Annotated in this window: 26 protein-coding genes; 22 read left to right on the top strand and 4 right to left on the bottom strand. The window is 37.3% G+C overall.

All coding sequences use genetic code 11. The features are described 5' to 3' along the window. Positions 1 to 39: 39 nt before the first annotated feature. The 6 genes from FN817_RS08570 (at position 40) to msrA (ending at position 9,027) form a co-directional block, all read left to right on the top strand. A complete protein-coding gene (locus FN817_RS08570; protein WP_142717557.1) occupies positions 40 to 2,196 on the top strand; it encodes a TonB-dependent siderophore receptor in 2,157 nt (718 codons plus the stop codon). 42 nt (positions 2,197 to 2,238) lie between these two features. Continuing rightward, positions 2,239 to 3,441, top strand: coding sequence for a PepSY-associated TM helix domain-containing protein (locus tag FN817_RS08565; protein WP_142717556.1), 1,203 nt, complete (start codon positions 2,239 to 2,241; stop codon positions 3,439 to 3,441). Then, complete coding sequence (locus tag FN817_RS08560; protein ID WP_142717555.1) at positions 3,441 to 5,555, top strand: TonB-dependent receptor; 2,115 nt, start codon at positions 3,441 to 3,443, stop codon at positions 5,553 to 5,555. The genes FN817_RS08565 and FN817_RS08560 overlap by 1 nt, the downstream gene beginning before the upstream one ends. A gap of 50 nt (positions 5,556 to 5,605) precedes the next feature. Continuing rightward, the gene (locus tag FN817_RS08555; protein WP_142717554.1) at positions 5,606 to 6,817 is read left to right on the top strand and encodes a PepSY-associated TM helix domain-containing protein; all 1,212 of its coding nucleotides are present in this window, start codon (positions 5,606 to 5,608) and stop codon (positions 6,815 to 6,817) included. 79 nt (positions 6,818 to 6,896) lie between these two features. Further along, the gene (locus FN817_RS08550) at positions 6,897 to 7,865 is read left to right on the top strand and encodes an ROK family protein (protein WP_047421913.1); all 969 of its coding nucleotides are present in this window, start codon (positions 6,897 to 6,899) and stop codon (positions 7,863 to 7,865) included. A 607-nt stretch (positions 7,866 to 8,472) separates the two neighbouring features. Next, on the top strand, positions 8,473 to 9,027 hold the full coding sequence (msrA, locus tag FN817_RS08545) for a peptide-methionine (S)-S-oxide reductase MsrA (protein WP_142717553.1): 555 nt from the start codon (positions 8,473 to 8,475) through the stop codon (positions 9,025 to 9,027). A 67-nt stretch (positions 9,028 to 9,094) separates the two neighbouring features. On the opposite strand, the gene FN817_RS08540 is transcribed toward msrA, so the two are convergent. Continuing rightward, positions 9,095 to 9,955, bottom strand: coding sequence for a hypothetical protein (locus FN817_RS08540; RefSeq protein ID WP_142717552.1), 861 nt, complete (start codon positions 9,953 to 9,955; stop codon positions 9,095 to 9,097). 381 nt (positions 9,956 to 10,336) lie between these two features. Between FN817_RS08540 and FN817_RS08535 the strand changes: the two genes are divergently transcribed. From FN817_RS08535 to FN817_RS08500, 10 genes are all read left to right on the top strand, one after another. Beyond that, positions 10,337 to 10,516 (top strand): hypothetical protein, encoded by a 180-nt coding sequence (locus FN817_RS08535; protein WP_142717551.1) that lies wholly within the window; start codon positions 10,337 to 10,339, stop codon positions 10,514 to 10,516. Between the two features lie 47 nt (positions 10,517 to 10,563). After that, on the top strand, positions 10,564 to 12,222 hold the full coding sequence (locus FN817_RS08530) for a tetratricopeptide repeat-containing sensor histidine kinase (RefSeq protein ID WP_142717550.1): 1,659 nt from the start codon (positions 10,564 to 10,566) through the stop codon (positions 12,220 to 12,222). 15 nt (positions 12,223 to 12,237) lie between these two features. Continuing rightward, on the top strand, positions 12,238 to 12,903 hold the full coding sequence (locus FN817_RS08525; protein WP_047421920.1) for a response regulator: 666 nt from the start codon (positions 12,238 to 12,240) through the stop codon (positions 12,901 to 12,903). Between the two features lie 131 nt (positions 12,904 to 13,034). Continuing rightward, positions 13,035 to 13,484 carry a hypothetical protein gene (locus FN817_RS08520; protein ID WP_142717549.1) on the top strand — a complete coding sequence of 150 codons (450 nt, stop codon included), beginning with the start codon at positions 13,035 to 13,037 and terminating at the stop codon, positions 13,482 to 13,484. 19 nt (positions 13,485 to 13,503) lie between these two features. Beyond that, positions 13,504 to 15,207 carry a hypothetical protein gene (locus FN817_RS08515; RefSeq protein WP_142717548.1) on the top strand — a complete coding sequence of 568 codons (1,704 nt, stop codon included), beginning with the start codon at positions 13,504 to 13,506 and terminating at the stop codon, positions 15,205 to 15,207. Positions 15,208 to 15,217: 10 nt separating this feature from the next. Next, on the top strand, positions 15,218 to 15,394 hold the full coding sequence (locus FN817_RS23105) for a hypothetical protein (RefSeq protein ID WP_156120989.1): 177 nt from the start codon (positions 15,218 to 15,220) through the stop codon (positions 15,392 to 15,394). Beyond that, positions 15,391 to 15,903 carry a hypothetical protein gene (locus tag FN817_RS08510; protein ID WP_142717547.1) on the top strand — a complete coding sequence of 171 codons (513 nt, stop codon included), beginning with the start codon at positions 15,391 to 15,393 and terminating at the stop codon, positions 15,901 to 15,903. Before FN817_RS23105 ends, FN817_RS08510 begins: the two co-directional genes overlap by 4 nt. 2 nt (positions 15,904 to 15,905) lie before the next feature. Continuing rightward, positions 15,906 to 17,456 (top strand): AAA family ATPase, encoded by a 1,551-nt coding sequence (locus FN817_RS08505; RefSeq protein WP_142717546.1) that lies wholly within the window; start codon positions 15,906 to 15,908, stop codon positions 17,454 to 17,456. 119 nt (positions 17,457 to 17,575) lie between these two features. Beyond that, the gene (locus FN817_RS23100) at positions 17,576 to 17,746 is read left to right on the top strand and encodes a hypothetical protein (RefSeq protein WP_167498830.1); all 171 of its coding nucleotides are present in this window, start codon (positions 17,576 to 17,578) and stop codon (positions 17,744 to 17,746) included. A 67-nt stretch (positions 17,747 to 17,813) separates the two neighbouring features. Continuing rightward, complete coding sequence (locus tag FN817_RS08500; RefSeq protein WP_142717545.1) at positions 17,814 to 18,116, top strand: hypothetical protein; 303 nt, start codon at positions 17,814 to 17,816, stop codon at positions 18,114 to 18,116. Positions 18,117 to 18,184: 68 nt separating this feature from the next. Here the strand turns inward: FN817_RS08500 and FN817_RS08495 are convergent, their stop codons facing one another. The 3 genes from FN817_RS08495 to FN817_RS08485 form a co-directional block, all read right to left on the bottom strand. Continuing rightward, positions 18,185 to 18,631, bottom strand: a complete 447-nt coding sequence (locus FN817_RS08495) for a GNAT family N-acetyltransferase (protein WP_142717544.1) — start codon at positions 18,629 to 18,631, stop codon at positions 18,185 to 18,187. Continuing rightward, positions 18,624 to 19,247 carry a ribosome biogenesis GTP-binding protein YihA/YsxC gene (gene yihA, locus FN817_RS08490; RefSeq protein WP_047421931.1) on the bottom strand — a complete coding sequence of 208 codons (624 nt, stop codon included), beginning with the start codon at positions 19,245 to 19,247 and terminating at the stop codon, positions 18,624 to 18,626. Before yihA ends, FN817_RS08495 begins: the two co-directional genes overlap by 8 nt. 68 nt (positions 19,248 to 19,315) lie before the next feature. Next, positions 19,316 to 20,077 (bottom strand): alpha/beta fold hydrolase, encoded by a 762-nt coding sequence (locus tag FN817_RS08485; RefSeq protein ID WP_142717543.1) that lies wholly within the window; start codon positions 20,075 to 20,077, stop codon positions 19,316 to 19,318. A gap of 272 nt (positions 20,078 to 20,349) precedes the next feature. On the opposite strand from FN817_RS08485, the gene mraZ reads away from it, so the two are divergent. The 6 genes from mraZ (at position 20,350) to mraY (ending at position 26,994) form a co-directional block, all read left to right on the top strand. Continuing rightward, a complete protein-coding gene (gene mraZ, locus FN817_RS08480; RefSeq protein WP_047421934.1) occupies positions 20,350 to 20,808 on the top strand; it encodes a division/cell wall cluster transcriptional repressor MraZ in 459 nt (152 codons plus the stop codon). 49 nt (positions 20,809 to 20,857) lie between these two features. Next, positions 20,858 to 21,751: a 16S rRNA (cytosine(1402)-N(4))-methyltransferase RsmH gene (gene rsmH / locus FN817_RS08475; protein WP_142717542.1), complete on the top strand. Its 894-nt coding sequence runs from the start codon at positions 20,858 to 20,860 to the stop codon at positions 21,749 to 21,751. Between the two features lie 65 nt (positions 21,752 to 21,816). Continuing rightward, positions 21,817 to 22,182: an FtsL-like putative cell division protein gene (locus tag FN817_RS08470; RefSeq protein WP_047377999.1), complete on the top strand. Its 366-nt coding sequence runs from the start codon at positions 21,817 to 21,819 to the stop codon at positions 22,180 to 22,182. Further along, complete coding sequence (locus tag FN817_RS08465; RefSeq protein WP_142717541.1) at positions 22,166 to 24,157, top strand: penicillin-binding transpeptidase domain-containing protein; 1,992 nt, start codon at positions 22,166 to 22,168, stop codon at positions 24,155 to 24,157. The genes FN817_RS08470 and FN817_RS08465 overlap by 17 nt, the downstream gene beginning before the upstream one ends. Before the next feature lie 55 nt (positions 24,158 to 24,212). Next, positions 24,213 to 25,673 (top strand): UDP-N-acetylmuramoyl-L-alanyl-D-glutamate--2,6-diaminopimelate ligase, encoded by a 1,461-nt coding sequence (locus tag FN817_RS08460; protein ID WP_142717540.1) that lies wholly within the window; start codon positions 24,213 to 24,215, stop codon positions 25,671 to 25,673. Positions 25,674 to 25,752: 79 nt separating this feature from the next. Next, positions 25,753 to 26,994 carry a phospho-N-acetylmuramoyl-pentapeptide-transferase gene (gene mraY, locus FN817_RS08455; RefSeq protein WP_034693896.1) on the top strand — a complete coding sequence of 414 codons (1,242 nt, stop codon included), beginning with the start codon at positions 25,753 to 25,755 and terminating at the stop codon, positions 26,992 to 26,994. The last annotated feature ends 4 nt before the right edge of the window (positions 26,995 to 26,998 follow it).

The raw sequence follows: 26,998 nt of genomic DNA, 5'->3' as shown, positions 1-26,998 counted from the left end.
ACAGTTAAAAATAATATATTTGCAGAAAATTTGAGTTTCATGAAAAATGTACTGATCTGTGCTTCCGCACTGGGAACAATGCTGGTTTCTGCGCAAAAAAAAGACACCATCAAATCCAATGATATTGAAGAAGTAGTTGTTAACGGAAGATATTATCAGAAGTACAAGCTGAATGAGGTTTCGGGCTCACTGAGAGTTCAGACTCCTATTCTTGAGCTTCCACAGAATGTACAGTCTGTAAGTTCTCAGGTTCTTGCTGATCAGATTACCTTGAACATGTCTGAAGGGATTGTCCGTAATGTAAGTGGAGCAAGAAAGGTAGAACACTGGGATAATGTGTATTCCAATGTTTTCATGAGAGGAGCCGGTATTGCTACTTTCATGAATGGAATGAATGTTTCTTCTACCTGGGGCCCTATCAATCCTGATGCTTCTATTATAGACAGAATAGAGTTTGTAAAAGGTCCTGCCGGATTCATGGGTTCTATGGGAGATCCTGCGGGGTTTTATAATGTGGTAACCAAAAAACCTACCGGAAAATTTGCCAATAGTGTTCGGTTCACTACAGGAAGCTATAATCTTTTCAGAGGGGAAGCAGATCTTGACGGGGTTCTTGTGAAAGACGGGATTTTAGATTACCGTATCAATTTAATGGGAAGCTCCAACAATTCTTGGGTGGAAAATGATAAAACAAGCAAAATCATTGTTGCTCCTTCCATTACTTTCAGACCAACAAAGACCACTACTTTTACAGCACAATACAACTATCAGTACTTAAAATTCAATCAACCAGGAGCTTACCTGATGTCTAACGACGGATATGCTTCATTGAATGTGCATACCAACTTTAATGATCCGAACTTCAAAAAAACTGAAGTAAAAGATCAGAGTTTATTCTTAAGCTTGGATCAGGAACTGTCCAAAGATTGGGTTTGGAGCACACAATATGCTTACATGGACCTGAATTATGACGGAGGTTCGTGGTGGGGAACTTTTGATCCAGCCAATAAAAATGTTTTAAACAGAACATTAAGCAACTGGCAGGCAAAAGGAAAAAACCATATTTTCCAGACGTATGTAAGAGGAAAGCTTAATACAGGAAATATTGTACATAAAATTATTGCAGGATTTGATTATGGAGACAGAAAATACATTGCTGACTTTTCATCTTTTGCAGGAGGACCTTTCCCAATTGACATTTATAATGTCAACTATGGTGTAGATCCTTCCCAACTTCCATCTTCTGATTTTTATACATTAAACTCTTCTGCTCCATTTTATAATGATCAGGGAGTAAAATACACTTCTTATTATGCTCAGGATCAGATTGAAATGTTTGGCAATAGACTAAGATTAACCTTAGCAGGAAGATATACAAGCGGTAAAACCTATTCCGCATATCCTAACCTGAGCCCGGGAACGCCTATTGTACCTGACACAGCTGGAGAATTTACACCAAGAGTAGGAATAAGCTATTCTATTAATAAAGATTTCTCGGCTTATGGTATCTATGACAAAACCTTCGTGCCACAATCCGGAACAGGAATTCATCAGACGTTGATTACAGATCCTTTCAGAGGGCAGAATATTGAATTCGGGTTGAAAAAAGACTGGTTCGGAGGAAAATGGAACTCTACTTTCGCAGTATACGAAATCAGAAGACAGAATATTCTTGTTGCCGGAAATTCAAATGAAAACGGTGGTGTTGCTTTTCAGGTTCCTACCGGAGAACAAAGAGCCAGAGGATTTGAAACTGATATCAAAGGAGAAATCATCAAAGGGTTGAACATTATCATCAACTATGCATATACAGATGCAAAAACAGTTAAAGATACAGATCCTGCAAAAATTGGAATTCAGTCTCCGGGGAATGCTAAAAATGTACAAAATACATGGGTAAACTATAGATTTGAAAATGGTCTTATGAAAGGTTTTGGTATTTCAGCAGGGTATCAGTATCAGGGAGGAAGACAATCCTGGTATGGGGTAAGTGCTACAAAAGATCAAAGCTTACCTGATTATTTTGACACTAACTTTGGAGTTTCCTATGTTGCTAAAAAATTCGATGTCAACTTTATGTTGAATAACGTTCTTAACAGAAAACTTTACAGCGGATACAGAGGAGATGGAGGAGAATATGCATGGATCTATAATGCGCCGCGTAACTGGAGAGTATCAATAGGATATAAATTTTAAAAAAAATCAAAGGTTAACCCCTCGTGGGGTTAACTTTTTGCTATGAGAAAAAAACATCACCATAAAAAGAAAGTTTCGCCAACAAAAAAATGGTCTGCCAAACTCCATCTGTGGTTTGGTCTGTCTGTCGGCATCATTGTATTTATAGTCTCTCTATCGGGGACTTTATATATTTTTAAGGATGAAGTACAAAACAGTCTGCGCAAGGAAGCCATTTATGTAAAAACAGAAGATCTCGGAAAGAAGGCATTATCGCTCAATTTGCTTCGTGAAAAAGTATCACTGGAACTCAACGAAAAACATCCGTTAAGCTCAGTAGAAATCCCTTTAGACAAAAGCAAATCCTACCGATTTCTTTATTATGAAAAAAGTAAAAAGGGCTGGAATTATTTTCAACAGGTTCTCATCAACAAACAGGTATATGTAAATCAGTACACCGGAGAAATCATGGCAGTGTATGATGAAAAGTATGATGTATTTAATATTCTGAAGTATATCCATTGGGGACTTCTGCTCAATTCTGAATGGGGACCATATACCGTAGGAATCCCGACCGTTCTCTTTATCATAATGCTGGTTACGGGAATCATCTTATGGTGGCCCAAAAATAAAAATGCCAGAAAAGGGCGTTTTTGGTTCAATTGGGAAAATGTAAAAAACTGGAAAAGTAAAAACTATGATCTTCACAATGTATTAGGGTTCTATGCCTCATTCATTGCCTTAATAATGAGTGTTACGGGAATTTATTTTGCTTATCCATATGTGAAAAATACCTTTAACCTTGCGATATCCGGTTATTGGGAAGCTCCAAAAGAAAAAGAAATCAAGTCTCCGGATTCACTGATGGTAAAAAATGAAGCTGTCTTTGATCTTGCCGCAGCGCAGACCGAAAAATTGTATGCAGGCTCATCCAGTTTCAGAATCAATTTAAACGGAAAGAATAAAAAAGGAAAGGAACTGAAAAACCTTCCTGTTACCATCTATGGACAAGACGGAAGATTCAGCGAAAGAAATCTTCTGACATTCGATAAATACTCAGGAAAGCTATTAGCCAACAAACCTCATCAAAAGCTGAGCAACGCCGAAAAATATGCCAACGCCAATTATGATGTTCACACAGGATCTTACTTCGGTCTGTTTGGAAAAATCATCTGGTTTATTGCCGGACTCACGTGTACATCACTCCCAGTAACAGGATTCCTGGTTTGGTGGGGAAAAAGAAAGAAAAAAGGAAAGAAAATATAATGAAAAAAGCGCTTTTATCAGCTGCCTGTCTGGGAACTACTACCGTTTTTGCTCAGGTAAAAGATACCCTACAAACTAAAAATGTAGACGAGGTTGTAATGACTGCCTCCAGGAAAAAGGAAAACATAAAAGAAGTTCCAAGCTCCATCACTATTGTGGGAGAGAAACAGATTCAGTCTCAGCTTACAGTAAATTCTGATATTACGAGCATTTTACAATATACGGTTCCCAGCTTAGGAACCAATTCAGGGCAGACTTCCAATTCGGGACAGACATTGAGAGGGCGCCAGGTTTTGGTTTTGATTGATGGGATTCCACAGTCTACTCCACTTCGTAACGGAGCAAGGGATTTAAGGACTATTGATCCTTCAGCGATCGAAAGAATTGAAGTGATCAAAGGAGCTTCTTCCATCTATGGGAATGGTGCAGATGGAGGAATCATCAATTATATTACGAAAAGAAGCAAAACAGATAAAAAAATCTCCGGAGTTTCACAGATTGGTCTTACAGGACAGCCATACGGAGGTACTTTAGGAGTAAGAGCCAGCCAGCTTTTATCCGGAAAGATCAATAAATTTGACTATACCCTTTCATTAGCCTATGAAAGAACGGGATATACAAAAGATGGAGATGGTATTTTAATCAGCCCTACCTACAGCATTGCCAAGATGGACAACTACAACGGTTTGCTTAAAATTGGTTATGATATCAACGAAAACCAAAGAGTTGAAGCTTCATACATTGGTTATTCTTCAAGATCAGACCTGAATGTAGGATTAAAAACAGGAAAATATGGCATTACTCCTACCATTGGTGAAGGAATTGGAAAAGGATTGGAAACAACGCCTCAGGGAACTCCGAAAAACCATAATATCAGAGTGAGTTATGACAATAAGAACCTGTTTGCAGGAACTTCTTTAAATATTAATCTTTATTATCAGGATTTTAAAACCGTTTACGGATACAGCGACACATTCTTCAATGGTGGCCAGTCCAATGTTATTTCCCAGAAAAAAGGCGCAAGAATCAATTTGGATACCCAACTATGGAACTCCCCTAATTCACAAGGAGAAATCATCTACGGAGCTGACATCCTGAACGATCAGACCGTGCAGAAACTGGAAGACGGACGTTTCTGGACACCCAATATGAGCATGACCAATATAGCTCCTTTTGTATTGGCAAAAATTGATCTTTTCAAAAAATTTACGATCAAAGGAGGGTTCCGCTACGAAAATATCAAAGTGAATGTAGATGACTTCAATACGCTTTCAACCCTTAAAAGTGACGGAACTTTCACCAAAAGTATTCCTGTAGCCGGCGGAAAACTGAGCTATAATGCTTTGGTAGGAAATATCGGTGTGCGTTATAATATTGAACCTTATATCAACCTTTTCGGAAGCTTCTCACAGGCCTACTCTATCAATGAATTAGGAAGAATCCTGAGAACCTCAACTTCTGAAACGATTAAAAACCTGGAAACGAAACCAATTATCGTTAATAATTACGAATTAGGAGCTACGGGACAGCTTTCCAGCTGGCTTAATTATGAACTGACTTCTTATGTGAGTACATCCAAACTAGGAGCATCATTTGTACAAAGCCCGGACAGATCCCTGATGATTCAGAGGTCTCCTGAAATTGTATATGGGGTGGAAGGATTTTTACACTTTACTCCTGTAAAATGGATTCAGTTTGGAGGAAGCTACAGCTGGATGGAAGGTATTACTTCTGTAAAAGATGATGGTGATTATTCAGCAAAAATCAATAACAGCAGAATTTCTGCACCTAAAGTTCTGGCTTATATACAGGCAAGACCTGTTCCTGCATTATCAATTGGTTTAGATATGCTTCATTCTTTCCAGCAAAACAGATTTGAGCCTAATGCAAAAACAGGATTATATGCCTATGGAGAAGGATATGTTCCTGAGTATACTGTTTTCAATTTCAAATCAAGCTATGAAGTAAACAACAACTGGAGGGTATCATTAGGGGTTGAAAATCTTTTCAACAAAGTTTATCAGCCTGCCATTTCATGGTGGACAGCAAGAGACAGTGATTTCACTAATGCTCTTGGGTTAAGGGGAACCTTCATGATCGAATATAAATTTTAATTAATATAAATAAAAAGCAAAACATCTCTTTGCTTTACTTTTGGCTGCATATGAAGAAAAATCATCATCATAAAAAGAAACCGGGATTCTTTAAGAAGTGGTCTGCCAAGCTGCACCTTTGGTTTGGATTGGGAATAGGTTTTCTGATCTTTATCATTTCTATCACCGGAGCATTGTACGTTTTTAAGGATGAGGTGGAAAACATCACCCGGAAAGATGTCATCTACCATCAGGAGCAGAATATTGAACAGAAACAGGTACTTCCTATCAGAGTAATGGAAAAAGCTGTGGCAGAACAGGTAAAAGAAAAATATCCGATCCACTGGGTGAATGTTCCTATTGACAAAAAGATGTCCTATATGTTCTTCTGGTATGAACATAATACGGATGCCTGGAACTATTTTGATGAATTTCCTATTTATAAACAAGCTTATGTAAACCCATACACCGGGAAAGTATTGAGAGTTTATGATGAAAAAAACGGATTTTTCAATATCGTAAAAATGATCCACTGGAGCTACCTTCTGAAACAGGATTGGGGAACGTATGTCGTAGGAATTCCTGTGATTATTTTTATCATTATGCTGATCTCCGGGATTATTCTGTGGTGGCCCAAGAACAAAGCAGCAAGAAAACAGCGTTTTGCCTTCAAATGGAAAAATATCAAAAGCTGGAAAAGAAAGAACTATGACCTTCATAATGTATTAGGTTTTTATGCTTCTATTTTTGCTTTGATCTTTTCTATTACAGGACTTTTCTATGCATTTTTTGTCGTTCAGGCGATGATCTACGTGATATTTTCAGGAGGAGAAACAAAGTATCCGGACTTTTCCCATATCAAGACAAAAGCCCCTGTTGAGCTGAGAACAGAAGGTACGCTGGATAAAATCATCAATACCGTACAGACAAAATATCCTGATTCCTATGGTTTTGCTATAGATTTAGGACACCCGCACATGGATGATCATGAACACCCCAACTTTGAAGTGTATGTGAAACATCTTTCTTATTCTTACCATAAAAGCAGCAGCTTAATCTTTGATGAAAACTCAGGAGAATTGCTGCACACCCATGATCCGAAGGATAAAAACTTTGGGGAAAAGGCTGTGAGCGCCAATTATGACATTCACGTAGGTGCTATTTTAGGCCTTCCTACCAAGATCATTGCCTTTATTGTAAGTCTTATCTGCGCCTCTCTTCCGGTAACCGGATTCATGATCTGGTGGGGGAGAAAAAAGAAAAAACCGTTAAAAACAGCTTAACATATTAAATAAAACCCAGTTAATAATCCATTAATACAATCTTTTTTATAATTTTAGCCCCTAGAATTTAATAATAGAAATGTCATTAATAGATTTATCAAAACAAGTTGCCCTTGGAGTTGACATCGGCGGAACCAATACTAAATTCGGAATCGTAAACCACCGTGGAGAAGTTCTGGATAAAGGAAACCTGAGAACCGATGCTTATGACAAAGTTGAGGATTTCATCGATGCTTTATATGAACATGTTCGTCCAATGATGGAAAAATATGGTACTGAAGCACATTTTGACGGAATCGGAGTAGGAGCTCCTAATGCAAATTACTATAAAGGAACCATAGAATTAGCTCCCAACCTTCCATGGAAAGGAGTAATTCCTTTTGCTGAGCTGATGACAGCAAAATTCGGGCTTCCTTGTACAGTAACCAATGATGCGAATGCTGCTGCCCTTGGAGAAATGCTTTTCGGAGCAGCCAGAGGAATGAAAGATTTCATCATGATTACACTGGGAACAGGAGTCGGAAGCGGAATCATTGCCAATGGAAGCTTAATTTACGGACATGATGGGTTCGCCGGAGAATTGGGACATACCATTGTAAAACCAGGTGGTAGAAAACACTGGAGTACGGGTTCTGAAGGGAGCCTTGAGGCCTATGCTTCTGCTACAGGAATTACCATTACCGCAAAGAAAATGAGAGCTGAGTTCCCGGAATCAATGCTGAACCAGTATCCTGAAGATGCAATCAATTCTAAAACTGTATACGAGTGTGCGATGAAAGAAGACCCAATTGCTATTGAGGTTTTCAGATATACAGGTCAGAAACTGGGTGAGGCATTGGCTAATTTTGTGATGTTCTCTTCCCCGGAAGCCATTCTTTTATTCGGTGGAGTGATCAAAGCAGGAGATTTTATTTTAAAGCCTGCTAAGCTTCATATGGAAAGAAACCTTCTTCCTATCTTTAGAAATAAAGTAAAACTGGTATTCAGTGAGCTTGACGAAGCAGATGCAGCCATCCTTGGAGCAAGTGCTTTGGTTTGGGAAAAATAAACTGAAATCTTTTTTAATAATATAGAGCATCCTTTTTTAGGGTGCTTTTGTTTTTCCCACAGATTACGCAGATTTTCACAGAGGATTTTATTTTCCTTGTGCTTATTTGTGAAAACATTTGTGCTATTCGTGTTTAAAATACGAGAATATAAATTAGCTTAATGAAGATGCTTCGACTATGCTCAGCATGACATTGCTAATACCAGCTGTTTTTAAAATATCCCAGATATCTGCTTTTCACATTTTGTATTGCTCTATTTTCTCACAGATTTTCGCTGATGATCGGGTTATATTTTCTTGTGTTTATTTGTGAAAACATTAGTGCTATTTGTGTTTAAAATTCAGCTTAATTGAAATGCTTCGACTCCGCTCAGCATGACATTGCTAATACTAACCTCTTTAAAATATTTCGGAGATTATCTCTTTGGTTTTATCCTATATGTATTCATAAAATGGTTAATAATCCCCTTTAAAATCATTTGTCACATCTATCATTGTAATTTGAGTTTAAGCGGCAAAATCATGTTCAAATGAAAAAGTTTTTCCTATTTTTGATAAGCTTTTTCCGGACAAAGGAAGAGAAAATAAAACAATATAATTACCAACAATGGACAATAATAATTTAGAACAGATTACTTTCGGTGGTGGATGTTTCTGGTGTGTGGAAAGCTGTTTCAATATGCTTAAAGGGGTAAAATCTGCTATTTCAGGATATTCCGGAGGACATAAAGACAATCCGACCTATCAGGAAGTCTGTACCGGTGAAACAGGACATGCAGAAGTGGTACAGATCACTTATGATCCGGCGGTTATTTCTTATGAACAGCTGATGGATGTATTTTTCTTCCTTCATGATCCTACCCAATTAAACAGACAGGGAAATGATATCGGAACTCAATACCGTTCTGTTATTTACTATAAAGATGCTGCTGAGAAGGCAAAAGCTGAAGAAGCCATCAAAGTATCTCAGGAATCAGGAAGATGGACCGGTACTTATGTAACAGAGCTGACTCAGTTCGACAAATTCTGGCCTGCAGAACAATATCATCAGGGATATTATAATGAGAACCCTACACAACCTTATTGCAGTGCTGTTGTTGGTCCTAAAATACAAAAGTTCAAAAAACATTACGGAGAACTGGGAATGCTGAACGCGGAATAAAACAGAGCGAAGAGAAATCTTCGCTTTTTTTATGAAATTAATATAAAAACTTTCAAAAAACAATGAACTACTCTTCTATTTCTATAGAGTCTTTATGCTTACCTGCATATTTATAAATAATAAGCGAGGTTACCTTTCTCAATTCCCTCCCATTATCAGGATCAATTCCATCATCTGTAAAGAATTCAACTCCATTATTATATTTTGAATACCAGATCTTTCCAAGAGCATTCACATCTGCCAAGGTATCCTTTCTCATGATTCTCTTGAAGTGTTTAAGTTTATGAGAATTCATGGCCACAACATTAATTCCGGGACTGATATAGCTGCTGTCTGTTCCAATATATCTTTCCCCATTCCAATACATATACTTTTTCTCCTCCATCGGGGTAATTGTTGGCATAAAGCTCAAAGGAGATGAATAATTTCCATTTACCTTCTTACTCCCGGAAAAAAGAACATTTCCCGTAACAAGACACAAGAGAAAAGCTATTTCTAAAATACCCAGACCGTTTTGCTTGATAAAGTCGGGCATTTTAAAATGTTGTTCATTGGTAATGTTGATATTTAATTTCGAAAACTTTTCAGACAAAGATTCTTCATCCTCATCAACAGTAATTTTAATGGTTGTTTTATTGGTATCCTCTTCCTCCTTAACAAAGGTTCTGGAAAAGTCCAAAAAATCTTTACACCCAATATATTGGCTCAGTTTATCAAGAATTTCTTTATCTTTTATATCCGGATCTTTGTCGTCCCGTATACATGCATTATAATATCTCGTGAAAGTTCTTTCGTGAATGATAAAATTCCAGGCATTCTCAAAATAATCAGAAAGTTCAGAAGCCCAACCACTCTTCGTACTCTTGTTGGGAAAGTCTTTCTCTGCTTTCTTGAATACTTCATGAATTAGTAGTTTTCTCTTGGACATATATAATTTTTTCAGTCATTACAAAATAGGTGATTATCACTCATACCACATTACGGATTCCCATAAAGAATCCGTTGTCCATTTCGTGTCCATAGATGTCCAGAACGTGTCTAACACCTGCGTCATGTTTTGTCGCATCTTTACTTCAGAAATCAGTGACAAACAAAACATTACAAGAACAAATTTACAAAACTGATTTCAAAATCACCAGATAAAATGGAGGAAAACTCCGGACTGGGAAGCAGATGTTTCTCCTCCGTTTTTGATGGTTCACTTCCCAAAAAATTTAGAAGCGCTTCAAATTTTTTATTCGTGTAGCTCTACCTGTGATCTGTTTTACGGGCAACTACAGAAATGCTCAAATTTTAAATTTTTACGGAAATGATAGAAATTATATTGATGCTATTAGGTTTAGCATTCTCAAACAATAATGCCAACACGGCAGCAGATAATAGTAATAATCAGGAACAGATAACAGTTCAGCTGGCAGATCCAGGAGAAGGAGTAAATCCGGGGGATACAGGAGGAGATACAGGGCCTGTTCTTCCACCTAAAAAATAGGAAAATAAGACCGTTCTTTTTTAGAACGGTTTTTTTATATTAGTAATATGATACGATATCTATTATTTTTACTAATCATTCTTGTTTCTTGTAAAGAAAAAACAGAAACAAATTATCTAGCAAAGGCAGATCAATTATATAATAAAGGGACAAACTTGCTCCTTAAAAATAACCTTGAGGCCTATTCAAAATTTCAGCAAGCACTAAATTATTATTATAAAGCAAAAGATTCTTCCAATATCTCTAAGAGCCTGATCTGTCAGGCAATCGCCCAAAAATATACCGGTGATATATTCGGTGCTGAAACAACATTAGTGGATGCGCTCAATTTTATGAAAGAAGGTGACGAAAGCCTCTATTCTGTATATAATACTCTCGGAGACATAAAATATGATCAAAAAGAATACTCTTCAGCTACAGAATGGTATAATAAAGCTCTTGCGGAAAAAAATGAATCTATTGAAAAGAAATATACTATTCTTAATAATAAAGCAGCATCAGAGTACCGACAAGGCCAATACTCTTCAGCATTAAAAGCTTTACAAAGTATCGATCTATTAAAAATAAAAGATGTCAATCTCCAAAATAGAATTAAAGAGAATATTGTTTACACTCGATGGCTTCAAGATAAAAATTATCCCGCTCATTCAGAATTCAAAAAATTATTAACACAAAAGTTACAGCAAAATGACAACTGGGGCGCAAATTCAAGTTACTCTCATTTAGCAGAAATATATCAGCAAACCAATCCAGCTATTTCATTATTTTATGCAAAACAAATGCTTAACACAGCAGAAAAAATAAAAAGTCCCGAAGATCGTCTGGAAGCCATTGAAAGAATTTCTTTTGTTGATAAACCTTCTAACGCTATCTCCAATTTTATACAATATAAAACACTTTCAGACAGTATTCAAAATTACAAAAATGCAAATAGAAACCGTTTTGCCTATATTAAATACGACAGTGAGAAAAAGGAAACAGAAAACCAACGGCTAAAAGTTGATCAGGCACAAAAAGAAAATCAATTGATACGTCAGCAAGCCGCTCTGGCGGTTGCAATAATTGCCATCGTGATCATCGTTATTTTATACCGCAGAAGACAAGCCAGGCTTAAACAGGAAAATGAGCTCAAATTAAAAAATGACCAGCTAAGAATTTCAAAAAGAGTCCACGACGTAGTGGCCAATGGAATCTACCAGGTCATGACCAAAATAGAAAACCAGGAACATTTTGATAAGGAAAATGCCCTTGATGAATTAGAATTTGTTTACGAAAAGTCCAGGGATATTTCCTACGAAAAACATGATCCGGAAAATGATAAAAAGAACCATAGAGACAGAATTTCTACCCTTATTGCATCTTTTAAAAACGAAGTGATAGATACCTATATAGTTGGGAACGAAAATGAAATATGGAACGGAATTTCTCAACCCCCTTTTGAAGATATCTATCAGGTTATCCGTGAGCTGCTCGTTAATATGAAAAAACATAGCCGGGCATCCCGTGTTATTTTTAAATTTAAAAGGATAAATAATATAATCAAAATCCAATATACAGACGATGGAATTGGAATTCCAGGTGCTATGATTTACAAAAATGGACTTACAAATACGGAAACCCGTATTGCTGCTATCCGTGGAGAAATTATTTTTGACAATAAATCCGAAAAAGGACTGAAGGTTAGTATTTCATTTCCTGTTTCTTAAAAAAAGACCTAAAGAATGTTCAAAAAAATTTTAATTGCCGAAGACCAAGAAATGGGTAGTTTATCTGTCCAGAAAACATTAGAAGAGCTTAATATTCCAAATGTTGACTATGTATATTATTGCGATGATGCTTTAGCAAAAGTTAAAAGAACGATTCGGGAAAACAATCCCTACGATTTACTGATCACTGACCTTTCTTATGAAGAAGACCATCATCTTCAGAATATTAAAGATGGAAAAGAACTAATTGAAGAAGTCAGAAAGTTACAACCTTCATTAAAAATCATAGTCTTTTCCGGAGAGCGTAAATCCGGAATTATAGATTCTCTCTTTAATGACTGTAAGATTAACGGCTTTGTCCGTAAAGCCAGAAATGATTCCAAAGAATTGAAAAAAGCGATTGCGGCCGTTTATGCCAATGAAAGCTATCTGTCCCTGGATCTTAAGCAGGAAGTAAAAAAGCTTAATAGTTATGAGTTTACATCCTATGATATTACACTCGTTTCTCTTCTTTCTCAGGGTGTACAACAAAAAAATATCCCAACTTATCTGCAGAATAATAATATCACCCCCAATAGCCTGAGCAGTGTGGAAAAAAAATTAAACAGTTTAAAAGAAGCACTGGGAGTTAAAAGCAATGAACAATTAATCGCTTTCTGTAAAGATCTGGGAATTATTTAATCTTGTTTTACATTTCTATATCTATATAAGCCTTTCAATTCTTTTGGAAGGCTTTCTATTTACGGGAATCCGTAAGGAAAACTATTCCCAGTCCAATATTTTTGTCAGTATCAAATCTAAAAACTCAGGCAATGGCAAAAATAATTTTCCAAAATGAAACACTGACAGGCACAGCGGAAGTCGGATCCGCTTCCACAAAGATTTTAAGTGATAGGGATATTCTAAGAAAACGCTCGGAGAAATATCTGAACTTAATTAGAACAATGGATACAGAACTCCTTATTGAAACAAGAGGAAAGAAAGATATGATGACAAAAATTCATGAAGAATTTGGTTCTGCCCAGCTGGCTGATCTTCCCATAGGAATTTTGGCTAAATGTTATCTGGGGCATCCTCATGAAGTGCACACTTTAGATCTAAGCGCAGGACAAATCATTAAACATTATATCATAGGAGAGCTTCTTCCCGAACATTTTGAAAAAGCAAGAACCCTCGCTAAACACAATGCTTATTTTTTTGTAGAAGTATATAAAGATAAACTTATCCTTATCCGGGAAGACGGAACAGCAGCCAAACTATAACCACGAAAAATCAAATACAATGTCACAAAGAGTAATTTCATATGCAGACCTTTCAAGGATCAACAGTGCTTTAAGCTCGCTTAAAACAGATATGCGGGAAGTCAATATAGAATTAGGAGGCCTCAATACAAAGCATGACCACCTGAAAAGTGATTTATTACAGCTATCCCTTTCCTTTGCTGATTTTGTAGAGTCGGATATAAAACATAAAGCACTACAACTCGCCGAAACGAGACAGGGAAATCTGAAACAGGACCTGCAGATAAAGTTCGGATATTATGCAGAAGTCCGCAGAATGGCCACAGGGATCCTGCAGGGTGTAGATACAGGAATTATAGGCGATGATACATTACGCCATACAACTGAGGAGGTCATGATAAAAGCCCCGAATTATTGGCTGGCTCCGGCTTTGGTTGTACTCTCGTCCTGGATTCGGGATGATAAAAACACCACCGAAAAAGCATTGGCCGAAAGCTTAAAAAGGGACGATTACAAAACAACTCTTTTCCTTATGCTTGTTATGAGAAGATTAGGAAGAAATGATGCATGCTTCCAATGGATGAACAGGTATTTTCTTCATCAGAATCCTCACAACCTTGATAGGGAGTTTGTCATTATCCTGGAAGCTATCACCACCGGAGTTTTTCAGCCCGCTTCTCACCAGTTGATGATTAACAATGTTAAAAGTTGGATCACTCAGCTCACTCAAACGGACAGCTACATTGATAAACAGAAAGTTCAGTGGACTCATTTTTTTGAAACAAAAGGTTCCCTGTCCTCAAAAAAATACCCGTTACTTGAAGAATTTGCACCGAATTGGGACAATCTGAAAACTTCTGTTATCCAGGCAAGATCTCATCATGCACTAGATTTACACTTTAAAAATATTTTTGAAACTACAACAGATTATTCTAAAGCTACCAAAATTCAGCTTGATGAAATTCTTTCCTTACTGGTGACCAATTTTGATGATGATGAACTTCCATTGCAAAATGAAGTAAGGCTCAACCAGCTCATCATTCAGAAAGATGGGGATAAAAAAGCTGCGCAATCTTTAATGAATGAAGAGAAACACATTTTTGACGAAAAAGTAGATTTCCTTCAGATGTTGACAAATGCAGCATTCAATCCGGAATTAACCGGTGCTACAAAAGTTACACAGGCTCTTGCTGTTTCCATCAGCCAGCCCTGGATTGTAGAAGCGCATGACTCTTTTACTGCAAAATACAGAAACGAGATAGAGGAAAATGTAGACTTGATTATAGACGGTTTCAAGACCTCAACACCCGATGGAAGTGACGAAACGGAACAATTACAAAAGCACAATCGGTACTGGACTGATTTTCTTGAAAATGAATTAAAAAAACTGACATTTCCATTCGTCTTAATTTTCTTCGGGATTATAATTTCTGCAGCTAGTTTAATCATTTTTAAATTCGGAATTATGGGAATAATTGGCGCTTTGATTGGCGGACTGATTATTTGGAATACTATCAGTAACCATAAAAAAGCAAAGAAAAAAACTATAGAAACCATCATGGAAAGAAAGAACAAGTCTAAAGAAGTATTACGAGGATGCATTGCTGAAACAGTAGATTACAGACAGGAATTTGCTCAGGAAGATGCAAAAGCTGAAATTTTAAGGCAGACCTTAATGTCTATCACGCCCGAAGATTTTTCAAGTACATCCAGAGATACAAGAACCATTTTACAACCTTCTTAATAATTACAGTATGGACAATATTAAAAACGATTCTGAAGAGAATAAAAAGCATAAGCCAGAACAGCAGCCAAGACCGAATTTTTTTCAGGGAAGAACCGAAGGGGAAAAAGAAAAAGCAAAATTCCCGGCCTGGGATATTATCCCTCCTTATCAGTTCATTAATCCAAGAATAAAAAACCAAGAATGAAATCACCTGTTACTTACGCTGATTGGGTAGATCTTTTTGACCGTTACGGGAAGGGTGAAGATGTACTTGAGGAAATGAGTACGGGGCACTTCCGCCTTGACGCCGGAACCGCTGAACGTTTCTATGTAAGAGCCGAAGAAGCTTATAAAGCCCGGAAAAAAATATGGTTGGATCAATATCAGAGAAATTTTAACCTTCAGCACATTAAAACCATTGAGGAATTGGAATTTGTCCTTCAGAATAATAAAAAGACACTAGCTGTTTTAGCAAAGTTCGCCCATTCTAAAAGCCTTCCCAGTGAACTGAGAGAGGGTTTTGTGAAGGATTTCACAGGCTTTGTAAATGATTTCAAAAAAAATCTAAAAGATAATACCCCAAAAGACAATCAAGAGAGAGAAAAAATGCTGATGGTGATCAATTCATTCAGTGCCTGCGAATTCCAGCAATATGAATCTTTTGAAGAAATCTCCAATCCAAATTCCTCAACAGGAAGAAAAATTATTTTTTAAGTATGGCAAACAAAGAAGAATTTAAAAATTCTTTATCCAGAATGTTCCGGGCAAGAATTCCTTTTATCTCAATCCGGAGTATAGAAAGATCGAGGGTTTTAGAAATAATACAGCAACTGTCGGAAGAAATTAATATTCCGATATACATCCATAGCTTATCACACGGAACCACGGATATTAAAACAAGAAAAACAATTAACGATGACCGTTCTGTTGCCGGCGGAATTGATTTTGCCGTTCAGAATATTTCACAAAGACAAAACCTTACTTTTATTTTTACGGAAGTAAGTGATATTGAAGATGATAACATCGTATCCAGACACATCTATGATTGCGTGGTCCAGGCTATTGAAAAGGGCGGAAGCATCTGCATCATCTCTACAAAAAGCGTCTGGTCGCAACTGCAGCGTTTAGGAATGACCCTTACGCTGGATCCCCCTAACGAAGAAGAAATGCTGACCGTTGTCAAGGACTGTGTGATCCCTTACAAAGGCTCTATTCCTATTGACTGGGATGAAAATGACCTAAAAATGGCAGCAACTATTTTAGCCAATATGACCAAAATAGAAGCTGAAAATGTTCTGGCTACCCAAATGTCAAAAGGCTCTCTTACAAAAGACGATATTAAAAGCCTGAGCATGGAAAAAGATAAGCTTTTCAGCAATATTTCAGGTCTTGAAAAGGTAAAAGTAGACCCATCTTTAATATCCGTAGGAGGGCTTAGCGGATTACATCAATGGCTTGATAATCAGAAACAGCTATTAACTGCAGATTTAAAATCAAGAAAACTTCGTCCGCCGAGAGGTGTATTATTGGTGGGGGTTCCAGGCTGTGGGAAATCTTTGTCTGCAAAATTCATCGCCGCTACGTGGAACCTTCCTTTGTACCGGTTAGATTTTGCATCCATTCAGGGAATGTACGTAGGACAGTCTGAAAACAGATTAAAAGAGGCATTTGAATCAGCAGATAATGCGGCTCCTTGTATTCTATGGATTGATGAAATTGAAAAAGGATTAGCTGCCAATGCCAACGATTCATCCGGGGTGACCACAAGAATGATTGGGCAGTTTCTATTCTGGCTGCAGGAAAGCACCGAAAAGGTTTTTGTGATAGCAACAGCCAATGATGTGACAAAGCTACCTCCCGAATTGCTTAGAAAAGGTAGATTCGATGAGCTTTTCTTTGTAGACCTTCCACAGGATCAGGAAAGGGCCGATATCATCAATCTTTATCTTAAAAAGAATCTTTTACCGCCTCCTTCTTCTTCGACTTTTGAAAAGCTGACAGCTATTTCGGCAGGTTTCGCCGGATCCGATCTGGAAGGAGCCATAAGAGATGTCGCTATACAGGCCGTAATCAATGGAGACCCTTTTATTACCGACGAGCTGTATGAAAAATGCTTCCAAAATATTGTCCCGCTAAGTAAAACCAGCCCTGAAAGAATTGAAGCAATCAGAAACTGGGGCAAAGAAAGAGCCGTGCCCGCTTCAGGATTGGCATGGAATTCATCAACAAATGATAAAGCTTCTGCCAGGCGCACTATCATTATATAAGAATCATTTACAACATTTATATACAAACTCTTTGAAAGTTTTTTCATTTACGGATTCCCGTAAGGATCAGAGTTATGAGCGTTATACTTTTGAAATGTTAAACCAATAAAAAATTTAGCATGGCAAAAAAACCATTAGGAACAAAAGCAAGGACAGGAGAAAAATGTCCTGAATCAGGAGTATGGAAAGTTGTTGGAAATCCATCTACAACAGCCCCTATTTCTGAAGGCAATACAATGCCTCCCTATAGCGGTAACGCTGTTACATGGGAGTTAATTCAGTACGCCTAAACTCTACCCAGCGATCAAACTAATGATCGCTGGATTTAAATTAACAACTTAAAAAATTATAATTATCATGAAAAAATTACTTTTCACTACCCTCTTGGCCGCAGGACTAATACTACCGGCAAGCTTCACAGCAACAACAACCGGTATCACTTCCAAAACAGAACTATATTCTAAAAAGCAAAAGAAAAAAGCAAAAAAGAAGAGTAAAAGCAGTTCCGACTCAAAAAGATCAAAATCCTTTTACTCATCAAGCAAAGGCTGTACTTATAACGGAAATAAGCTTTATGTAGGATCAAGAGGAGGCTGTTATTATTATACCGGAAACAGTAAACAATATGTTGACAGGTCATACTGTTCCGGATGCAATTAGCACTACTTAAAAAACTAAAAACACACATCATATATAAAAAAAGCGAAGATTTTTCTCTTCGCTTTTTATTATCTTATCATTTCCGTATGCGGAATATCATCTTCAAGATACTTCTTGCCCGTATCTATAAATCCGAACCCACCATAGAATCTTAAAAGATAATCCTGTGCAGATATTTTGATTTCAGAAGTGTGAAAACGGTTTTCTATGGTTTCTACGGCATATTGTATCAGCTGTTTTCCCAGACTTTTACCTCTCGCCTGTTCTGTTGTCAGAACTCTGCCGAAGGAAGTTTCATCATATTTTATTCCTTTATCAAAAACACGACAGTATGCAAGCACCTGTCCGTCTTCTTCAGCCCAGATATGAACCGCTTTCTGATCATAATTATCCAGATCAGGATAAGGACAATTCTGTTCAATAACAAAAACGTCTATACGTGCTTTCAGTATTGAATACAATTCAGGAACGGTGAACTCATCAAACGTTTTGATTTTCCAGATAATATTACTCATCGAAACTTATATTATTATTGGTTAAAAACTCATTGGTCTTTTGAATAAAATTAAGAATGTTATCTCCGCCCTCTTTCTTTTCTGCTGAGGTCACATACAGTTCAGGAAGATCTTCCCAGGTTTTATGAAGCTCAGCTTTATAATCTTCAACGTTTTTGATAGCAACGTTTGGTTTTAGTTTGTCAGACTTAGTAAATACAATAGAAAAAGGTATTCCACTCTCTCCGCACCATTGGATAAATTCCAGATCAATTTTCTGTGGAGTGTGTCTTATATCTACCAATACAAAAAGGTTGACAAGATTTCTTCTGTTCAGAATATAATTCGTGATCAGCTTTTCAAAATCCTTTCGCTGAACTTTTGAAACCTTTGCATAACCGTAGCCCGGTAAATCCGTAAGGTACCAATTTTCATTCACTAAAAAATGATTGATCAGCTGGGTTTTTCCCGGAGTCTGTGATGTCTTGGCCAGGTCTTTATGGTTCATCATTGCATTGATCAATGATGACTTTCCTACGTTTGATCTTCCGATAAAAGCATATTCAGGAATATTAGGTTCAGGGCATTCCTGCCATTTTCCGCTGCTCTTTACAAACTCTGCTGTCTTGATAATCATTGTTGAATGTATTTTAGAAAAATAAACCATTAAGAAAAGCTCTTAATGGTCATTTTATGATGTATTTATTAAACTTTATCTTTTATCCAGTTGTACAGGATTTCATTGAATTCATCTGGTTTCTCCATCATGGCTGCATGGCCGCAATGGTCTATCCAGAATAAATCTGAATTCGGAATAAACTTGTGCATGTCTTCTGCTACTTCCGGAGGAGTTACATTATCCTGTTTCCCCCAGATCAGACACGTAGGTGTCGTAATCTTCGGAAGGTCGTTCAGCATATTGTGTTTGATGGCACTTCTTGCCAGCATTACTGTTTTTATTCCTTTCATTCTGTCATTTACCACCGCAAAAACTTCATCTACAAGATCCTCTGTCGCAATCTTTGGATCATAGAAAACCTCTTCCGTTTTCTTTCTGATATAAGACCGGTCATTTTTCCTTGGAAAACTGTCCCCGAAAGTTCTTTCATATAATCCGGAACTTCCTGTAAGCACAAGATTTTTCACCAGATCAGGTCTTGCTAAAGTCAAGATAAGCCCTACATGCCCTCCCATTGAGTTTCCCATAATGGTAACCGGACCAGAAATATGACTTTCTATAAACTTGATAATATATTTTGCGATAGTGGTAAGATTCGTATTGAGTACCGGCAGATCATAGATCGGCAATTGAGGAACGTATACTTTAAAGCCTCTTTCCGAAAAAAAATCTACCATTTTATCGAAATTACTCAAACCACCCATTAACCCGTGCAACAGCACTAATGGATGTCCTTCTCCCGCTTCTACATAGGAATATTTCTTTTCTTTTTTTGTACTAAATATCATAAAACGCCTTAATAAAGCCTTGCAAAAATACAAATTAAACCTCAAAAAAATTTTGATTATCCTAATTTAAGATAAAAATAATATAATATTCTCCTTTTTAACTTTTTTTTTCAAACACGCTTTATTATGGGCTAAATAACACTCTCAGCAACTATCTTCATATCAGTATTTTACATTATTGAAATTCAATCTCTGATAAAACTTATTAACATTGAGTCAAAAAGTGGGAAAAAGTGGGAAATTTTGGAAATTATTATATAAATTTGTCCCAAATGAAAAATTTCATTGGGACATATGAGTGTAAAATTGACGACAAGGGCCGCTTAAAAGTTCCTTCATCTTTAATTAAACAGATGGAAAACTTCGAAGACAAGGCTTTTGTAGTCAAGAGATCTGTGTTCCAACCCTGTCTGGAAGTCTATCCTATGAATGCATGGGACAAACTGATGGGCAAAATTAATAAACTGAACAGGTTCATAAAAAAGAATGCTGATTTCATACGAATGTTTACGGCAGGAGTAAAAACAGTAGAATTGGATAATGCAGGAAGATTACAGATATCGAAAGACCTGACCGTTTTTGCAAATCTTCAGAAAGATATTGTGATTACCAGCGCAGGAGAACTCTTCGAGATTTGGGACAAAGATGCCTATGAAAAGGTAATTGCTACCAATGAAGCTGATTTTGCAAGCCTTGCCGAAGATGTGATGGGCTCTTTTGACGAAGAATAGCGATAGTAGGTTATTAATTAATAGTATTAAATAAAAAACACAATTAAGCATGTATCATAACCCCGTTTTGTTGAAGCAGAGTGTTGATGATTTGGTGACGAATCCTGACGGAATATATGTGGACTGCACCTTTGGAGGCGGAGGCCACTCCAGGGAGATTTTGAGCAGACTTTCTGAGAAAGGAAGATTGTTCAGCTTTGACCAGGATCTGGATGCACTTAAAAATACAATTGATGACCCCAGATTTACATTGGTTAATCAGAATTTCAGGTTTCTGGAAAATTCATTACTGATGTATGGAGTTCCTCAGGTAGACGGTGTTTTGGCTGACCTGGGTGTTTCTTCACACCAGTTTGATGAAGCAGACAGAGGATTCTCTACAAGAAGCAATGCTCCTTTGGATATGAGGATGAATGTAATGCAGAATCTTGATGCCAAAAGAGTGATCAATGAATATGAAGAAAGTGAACTGGCAGATCTTTTCTATCACTATGGAGAATTGAGAGAAGCAAGAAAACTGGCGAGAGAAATTGTTCATCACAGAAAAACAAAAAGCATAGATACTACTGAGGATCTGAAAAAGCTTTTCAGCTATATTCCGCCTCATAAAGTAAATAAATTCTATGCCCAGCTTTTTCAGGCGATAAGAATTGAAGTTAACCAGGAGCTTGAAGTATTAAAAGAAATGCTGGTTCAGGCTTACAATGTGTTGAAACCGGAAGGAAGACTCGTTGTTATTTCTTACCACTCTTTAGAAGACCGTTTGGTAAAAAGATTCCTGAAAAACGGAATGTTCGAAGGAGAGCCGGAAAGAGATATCTACGGAAATTATAAAAAGGCATTCGAATTGATAAAGAGTAAAGCGATCATTCCTGATGACCAGGAGATCGAAGAAAACTCTAGAGCAAGAAGCGCTAAAATGAGAACAGGAATAAAGATATAAATGATAAATCATAAGTGATAAGCGATATCAATTATCTTTTATCATTAATCAATTATAAAAAAGCTTTGGCAAAAAGAACAACAAATCGCCCCCAGAAAAGACTCACTTTTATAGATATTATAAAAGGAAACTTTCTGAACCGTGATGAGATCAAAATACATTACAAGTATTTTCTCCTGTTGTTTATACTGATGATGGCCATGATTTATACCAACCATCTCGTCAATAAAAAAATTAAAATTGTAAACGCCTTAAAGGAGGAAACAGAAGAATACAAATCTAGAAACGCTTACGCCCAGAGTAAGCTGATCAAAGTAAAAATGGAATCAGAGCTGGGGAAAGAGGTCGCCCGGGATTCATTGATGACCCTGGAAAACCACCCTCACAAATTGCTAATAAAACTGGACAGTACAGATGCAAAAGCAAAATGAATACGACAATAAACGTAAGAAAACGTTACGATGGGGCTACCTCTTTGCAGTGGTAGCTTTGTGCGTGTTTGTCATGTTCTTGGCAAGAATTGTTATTCTTCAGAATACCAATGTTCAGGAAATTAAAGACGATTACATTAATAAAAACTACCGCGAAGCGACTTTAAAGGCTGCCCGCGGTAATCTTTTTGCGTCTGACGGCTCTATTCTCGCAACCACAGTGATGCGGTATGACATCTACCTTGACTTCAAAACGATGAAAGATACAGTGTACTCCAACAACATCGGAGCGCTTACAGATTCATTGAGCAAAATGTTCGGAAAATCCAGAGGAGAATTCAGACAGAAATTTGACGAGCAGAAGAAAAAGAAAAACCAGTACTATACATTGGCAAAAGGACTGGATTTCGATCAATATGACAGAATCCGAAAGTTTCCTATTTTCAAAAAGGGTAAAAATAAAGGGGGGTTTATTGTTGACCGAAATTATAAAAGAGAATTGGCTACTTCGGAAATCGGAGCCGGAACCATTGGGATGGATAACGGTGAGCTTAAATCCGGATTGGAAGGCGCTTTCTCCAAATACCTGACAGGAACTGACGGAAAAAGACTAGAACAAAGAATCAATTCTTCTCAATGGAAACCTATCGACTTCTGGAAAGTACAGGAACCTGTAGACGGAGAAGATGTATATACGACTTTAGACCTTAGAATTCAAGACATTGCGCACTCAGCTCTTGAGAAGCAAATGGTTAATTTCGAGGCCAAACACGGCACCGTAATCGTGATGGAAGTGGAGACCGGAAAAGTACGTGCTCTTGTCAACTTAAGAAGAACAGATTCAGGAGATTACGAAGACTCTTACAACTATGCCCTGAAAGACAACATCGAGCCTGGATCTACTTTTAAAACCATTTCGCTTTTAGCAGCAATGGATGATGGATTCATCGATGAAAACACAACGGTAAACGTAGGAAACGGAGTCTGGGTATATGCAAAACAAAGAATCTCCGACGGCCACGGAGGAGGAACATATGATATCAGTGATGTATTGGCGAAGTCCAGTAATGTAGGAACTTCAAAGCTGATCACAAAATATTATGCAGAAAAGCCCCAGATTTTCCTTGATCACCTGAAACGCTGGAAATTATTCGACAAAATGGACATTGAGCTTCCAGGAATTACAAAACCAAAGATCGTAACTCCACAAAATAAAAGATGGAATGCCGCAACGCTGGCTTCTATTTCTTACGGATACTCTTCCAACATCAACCTGCTGCAACTGACAACCTTCTACAACGGAGTAGCCAATGGAGGAAAAATGCTTAAGCCTTTATTCATTGATAAAATCATGAAAGACGGAAAAGTAATGTACAGCGCCAAGCCTGAAGTAATGGTAAACAAAATGGCTTCTGAAAAAGCCATTAAAATGATGACCAGCGCTTTAACCAAAGCAGTAGAAAAAGGAACAGGACGAAGCATCTTTACTCCCAACCTGAAAATGGCAGGAAAAACAGGAACCGCAAGATTTGAATACTGGCTGCCTGGCCCAATGAAGTACCGAGCATCGTTTGCAGGCTTCTATCCGGCAGATGCACCAAAATATACCTGTTATGTAATGATTAGTGAACCCAATACAGCAAAAGGGTTTTATGGAGGTTCTGTTTCGGCACCGGTATTTAAAGAAATTGCAGGAAAAACATTCCTGAAAACACCTCAGAATATTGAAAAAGAAATGCTTGTAGACAAAAAGGTAAACCTGAGTAAAATGGTAGAACCTAATGTAAAAGTAGCAGTCAATGATAAGCAAATGCCCAATGTAGTAGGATTAATCGGTAAAAATGTAATCCCGCAGTTGGAAAACTTAGGATACCGTGTCGACTATAAAGGAGTAGGAAGAATTAAAGAACAATTCCCTTTGGAAGGCACAACGATCAGTAAAAACCAGAGAATTTATTTGTCTCTGCAAAATTAAAACAAAGTCCCGCAAGGACATTTAAAACAAAATAGGGCAAGCCTTATTGATAAAGATGATTATAACAGAATTAGTAAACAGAATCCCAGTACTGGAAATTCACGGTGATAGCAACCGTGAGGTTACAGAATTGGTGATCGACAGCAGAAAGGTTACGGAAAACGCTCTTTATATTGCGATGAAAGGTACTGTAGTGGATGGGCATTCATTCATTGCATCTGCTATTGAAAAAGGTGCTGCAGCAATCGTTTGCGAAGAATTTCCAGAAACATTGGTTGAAAATGTAACCTATATTCAGGTAAAAGATGCATCTAAAGCTCTGGGCCACCTTGCTTCCAATTTCTACGGAAACCCTTCACAGAAACTAAAGCTGATAGGCGTTACGGGAACTAATGGAAAAACATCTGTTTCTACCCTTCTTTTTGATGTTTTCAAAAACCTGGGCTATGAATCTGCATTGCTTTCCACTGTTGAAATCAGAATCGGTGAAGAAATTATTCCCGCTACCCATACCACTCCTGATGTGATTACCATTAACAGGATTTTGGCAGAAGCGGTAGAAAAAGGATGTGAATTTGCTTTCATGGAAGTAAGCTCACACGGAATCGCCCAAAACAGAATTGAAGGATTACACTTCAAAATAGCGGGCTTTACCAACCTTACTCATGATCATTTAGATTATCATAAAACTTTCGAAGAATATTTAAAAACAAAGAAAAGATTCTTTGACCAATTAGAAGATACAGCCATTGCTATCACCAATGTAGATGACAAAAACGGGAATGTCATGCTTCAGAATACTAAGGCTGCAAAGAAGTCTTATGCTTTGAAAACCATGGCAGACTATCACGGTAAATTATTGGAAGTAGATTTCAACGGAATGCTGTTAAACTTTAACGGAAAAGAATTCTGGACAACACTGACTGGGAAATTCAATGTATACAACTTGCTGCTTGTATTCGGGATTGCTGCTGAACTTGGTTTTGAGCAGGATGAAATTCTTCAGGCAGTCAGCAAATTAAAAAGAGTTTCCGGAAGATTTGAAACCTTCAAATCTGATGGTGGAATCTTCTTTATCGTAGATTATGCCCACACTCCGGATGCATTGGAAAACATTCTGGACAGCATCAATGACATAAGAACCAAAAACGAAAGATTAATCACCGTATTCGGTTGCGGAGGAGACAGAGATCACTCCAAAAGACCTGAAATGGGAAATATTGCCTCTAAAAAATCAACATTGGCAATCATCACTTCAGATAATCCGAGAACAGAAGATCCTGCACAGATCATCAAAGAAATTGAAGCAGGCGTTGAACCTCAGAACTTCAGCAAGTACACTTCAATTCCGGACAGAAGAGAAGCCATAAAGATGGCGATAAAATTTGCAGAACCTAAAGATATTGTTTTGGTTGCCGGAAAAGGCCACGAAACCTATCAGGAGATCAATGGTGTAAAACATCATTTTGATGACAAAGAAGTAATTAATGAGCTCTGGAAATTAATGAGCAAGTAAATTACAAACGATAATTGATACATAATAACAAGTTTATCATTCATCAATTATCAATGATTATTTATTAACAATTGAAACTATGCTATACTATCTATACGAATATCTAACCAACCATGGAATTCACGTTCCGGGATTAGGATTGTTGAAATACATTTCCTTCCGTGCCGGAATGGCTGTATTATTCTCTCTGATTATTGCTCTTGTCTACGGAAAAAGAGTAATCAATTATCTGAGAACAAAACAAATGGGAGAATTGGTACGTGATCTTGGATTGGATGGCCAAAAGCAAAAAGAAGGAACTCCTACCATGGGAGGACTCATCATCATTTTGGCAACCATCATTCCCGTATTGCTGTTTACAAGAATTACCAATGTGTATATTGTACTGTTGCTGGTTTCAATGTTTTGGATGGGAGCCATTGGTTTCCTTGATGATTATTTAAAGAAAATCAAAAAAAATAAAGACGGATTAAGTGGTAAATTCAAAATTGTAGGACAGGTTGGTTTAGGGCTAATCGTTGGAATTACAATGTATTTCCACCCGGATATTACCGTTAAAAGAAAATATGCCGATGCTAAAGTGGTGAACAGAAATAATGTAGAACAGAATTTTATGCCTACAGAAAAAATTACTGTTTCTACCGTTCCCTTTGCAAAGAACAATGAGTTTGATTATAGCGGAATTTTGTTTTGGATGAATGATAAAGATGCCCATGAGTGGGCATGGATTGTCTTTATTCCTATTGTCATCTTCATTGTAACAGCAGTTTCAAACGGCGCCAATATCACAGATGGAATTGACGGCCTCGCAGCAGGAACAAGTGCCATTATACTGCTCACGCTGGCCCTTTTCGCTTACCTTTCCGGGAATATCATCTTTGCAGACTACCTTAATATCATGTTCCTTCCCAATATGGGAGAGACCACCATTTTTGCCGTGGCAATGGTAGGTGCAGTAATTGGATTCTTCTGGTACAATACCTATCCTGCACAGGTTTTCATGGGAGATACCGGAAGTTTGATGCTGGGAGGAGTAATTGCCGTTCTTGCAATCATTTTAAGAAAAGAATTATTGATTCCTGTATTATGCGGAATCTTCCTGATTGAAAACCTGTCTGTAATGCTTCAGGTAGTTGTTTTTAAATACAGAAAAAGAAAATACGGGCTGGAATATGCCCAAAACAATAGACTATTCAAAATGTCACCATTACACCACCATTATCAGAAAGAAGGGTTTCACGAAAGTAAAATCGTGAACAGAATGATTATCATCGGTGTAATACTGGCTATTGTATGTCTGATCACATTAAAAATGAGATAAAATT

The organism is Chryseobacterium rhizoplanae, assembly GCF_900182655.1.
GTDB classification, from domain to species: Bacteria; Bacteroidota; Bacteroidia; order Flavobacteriales; family Weeksellaceae; genus Chryseobacterium; species Chryseobacterium rhizoplanae.
The sequence above is the reverse complement of the archived record's forward strand: the minus strand, read 5'-3'. Positions and strand labels throughout refer to the sequence as shown.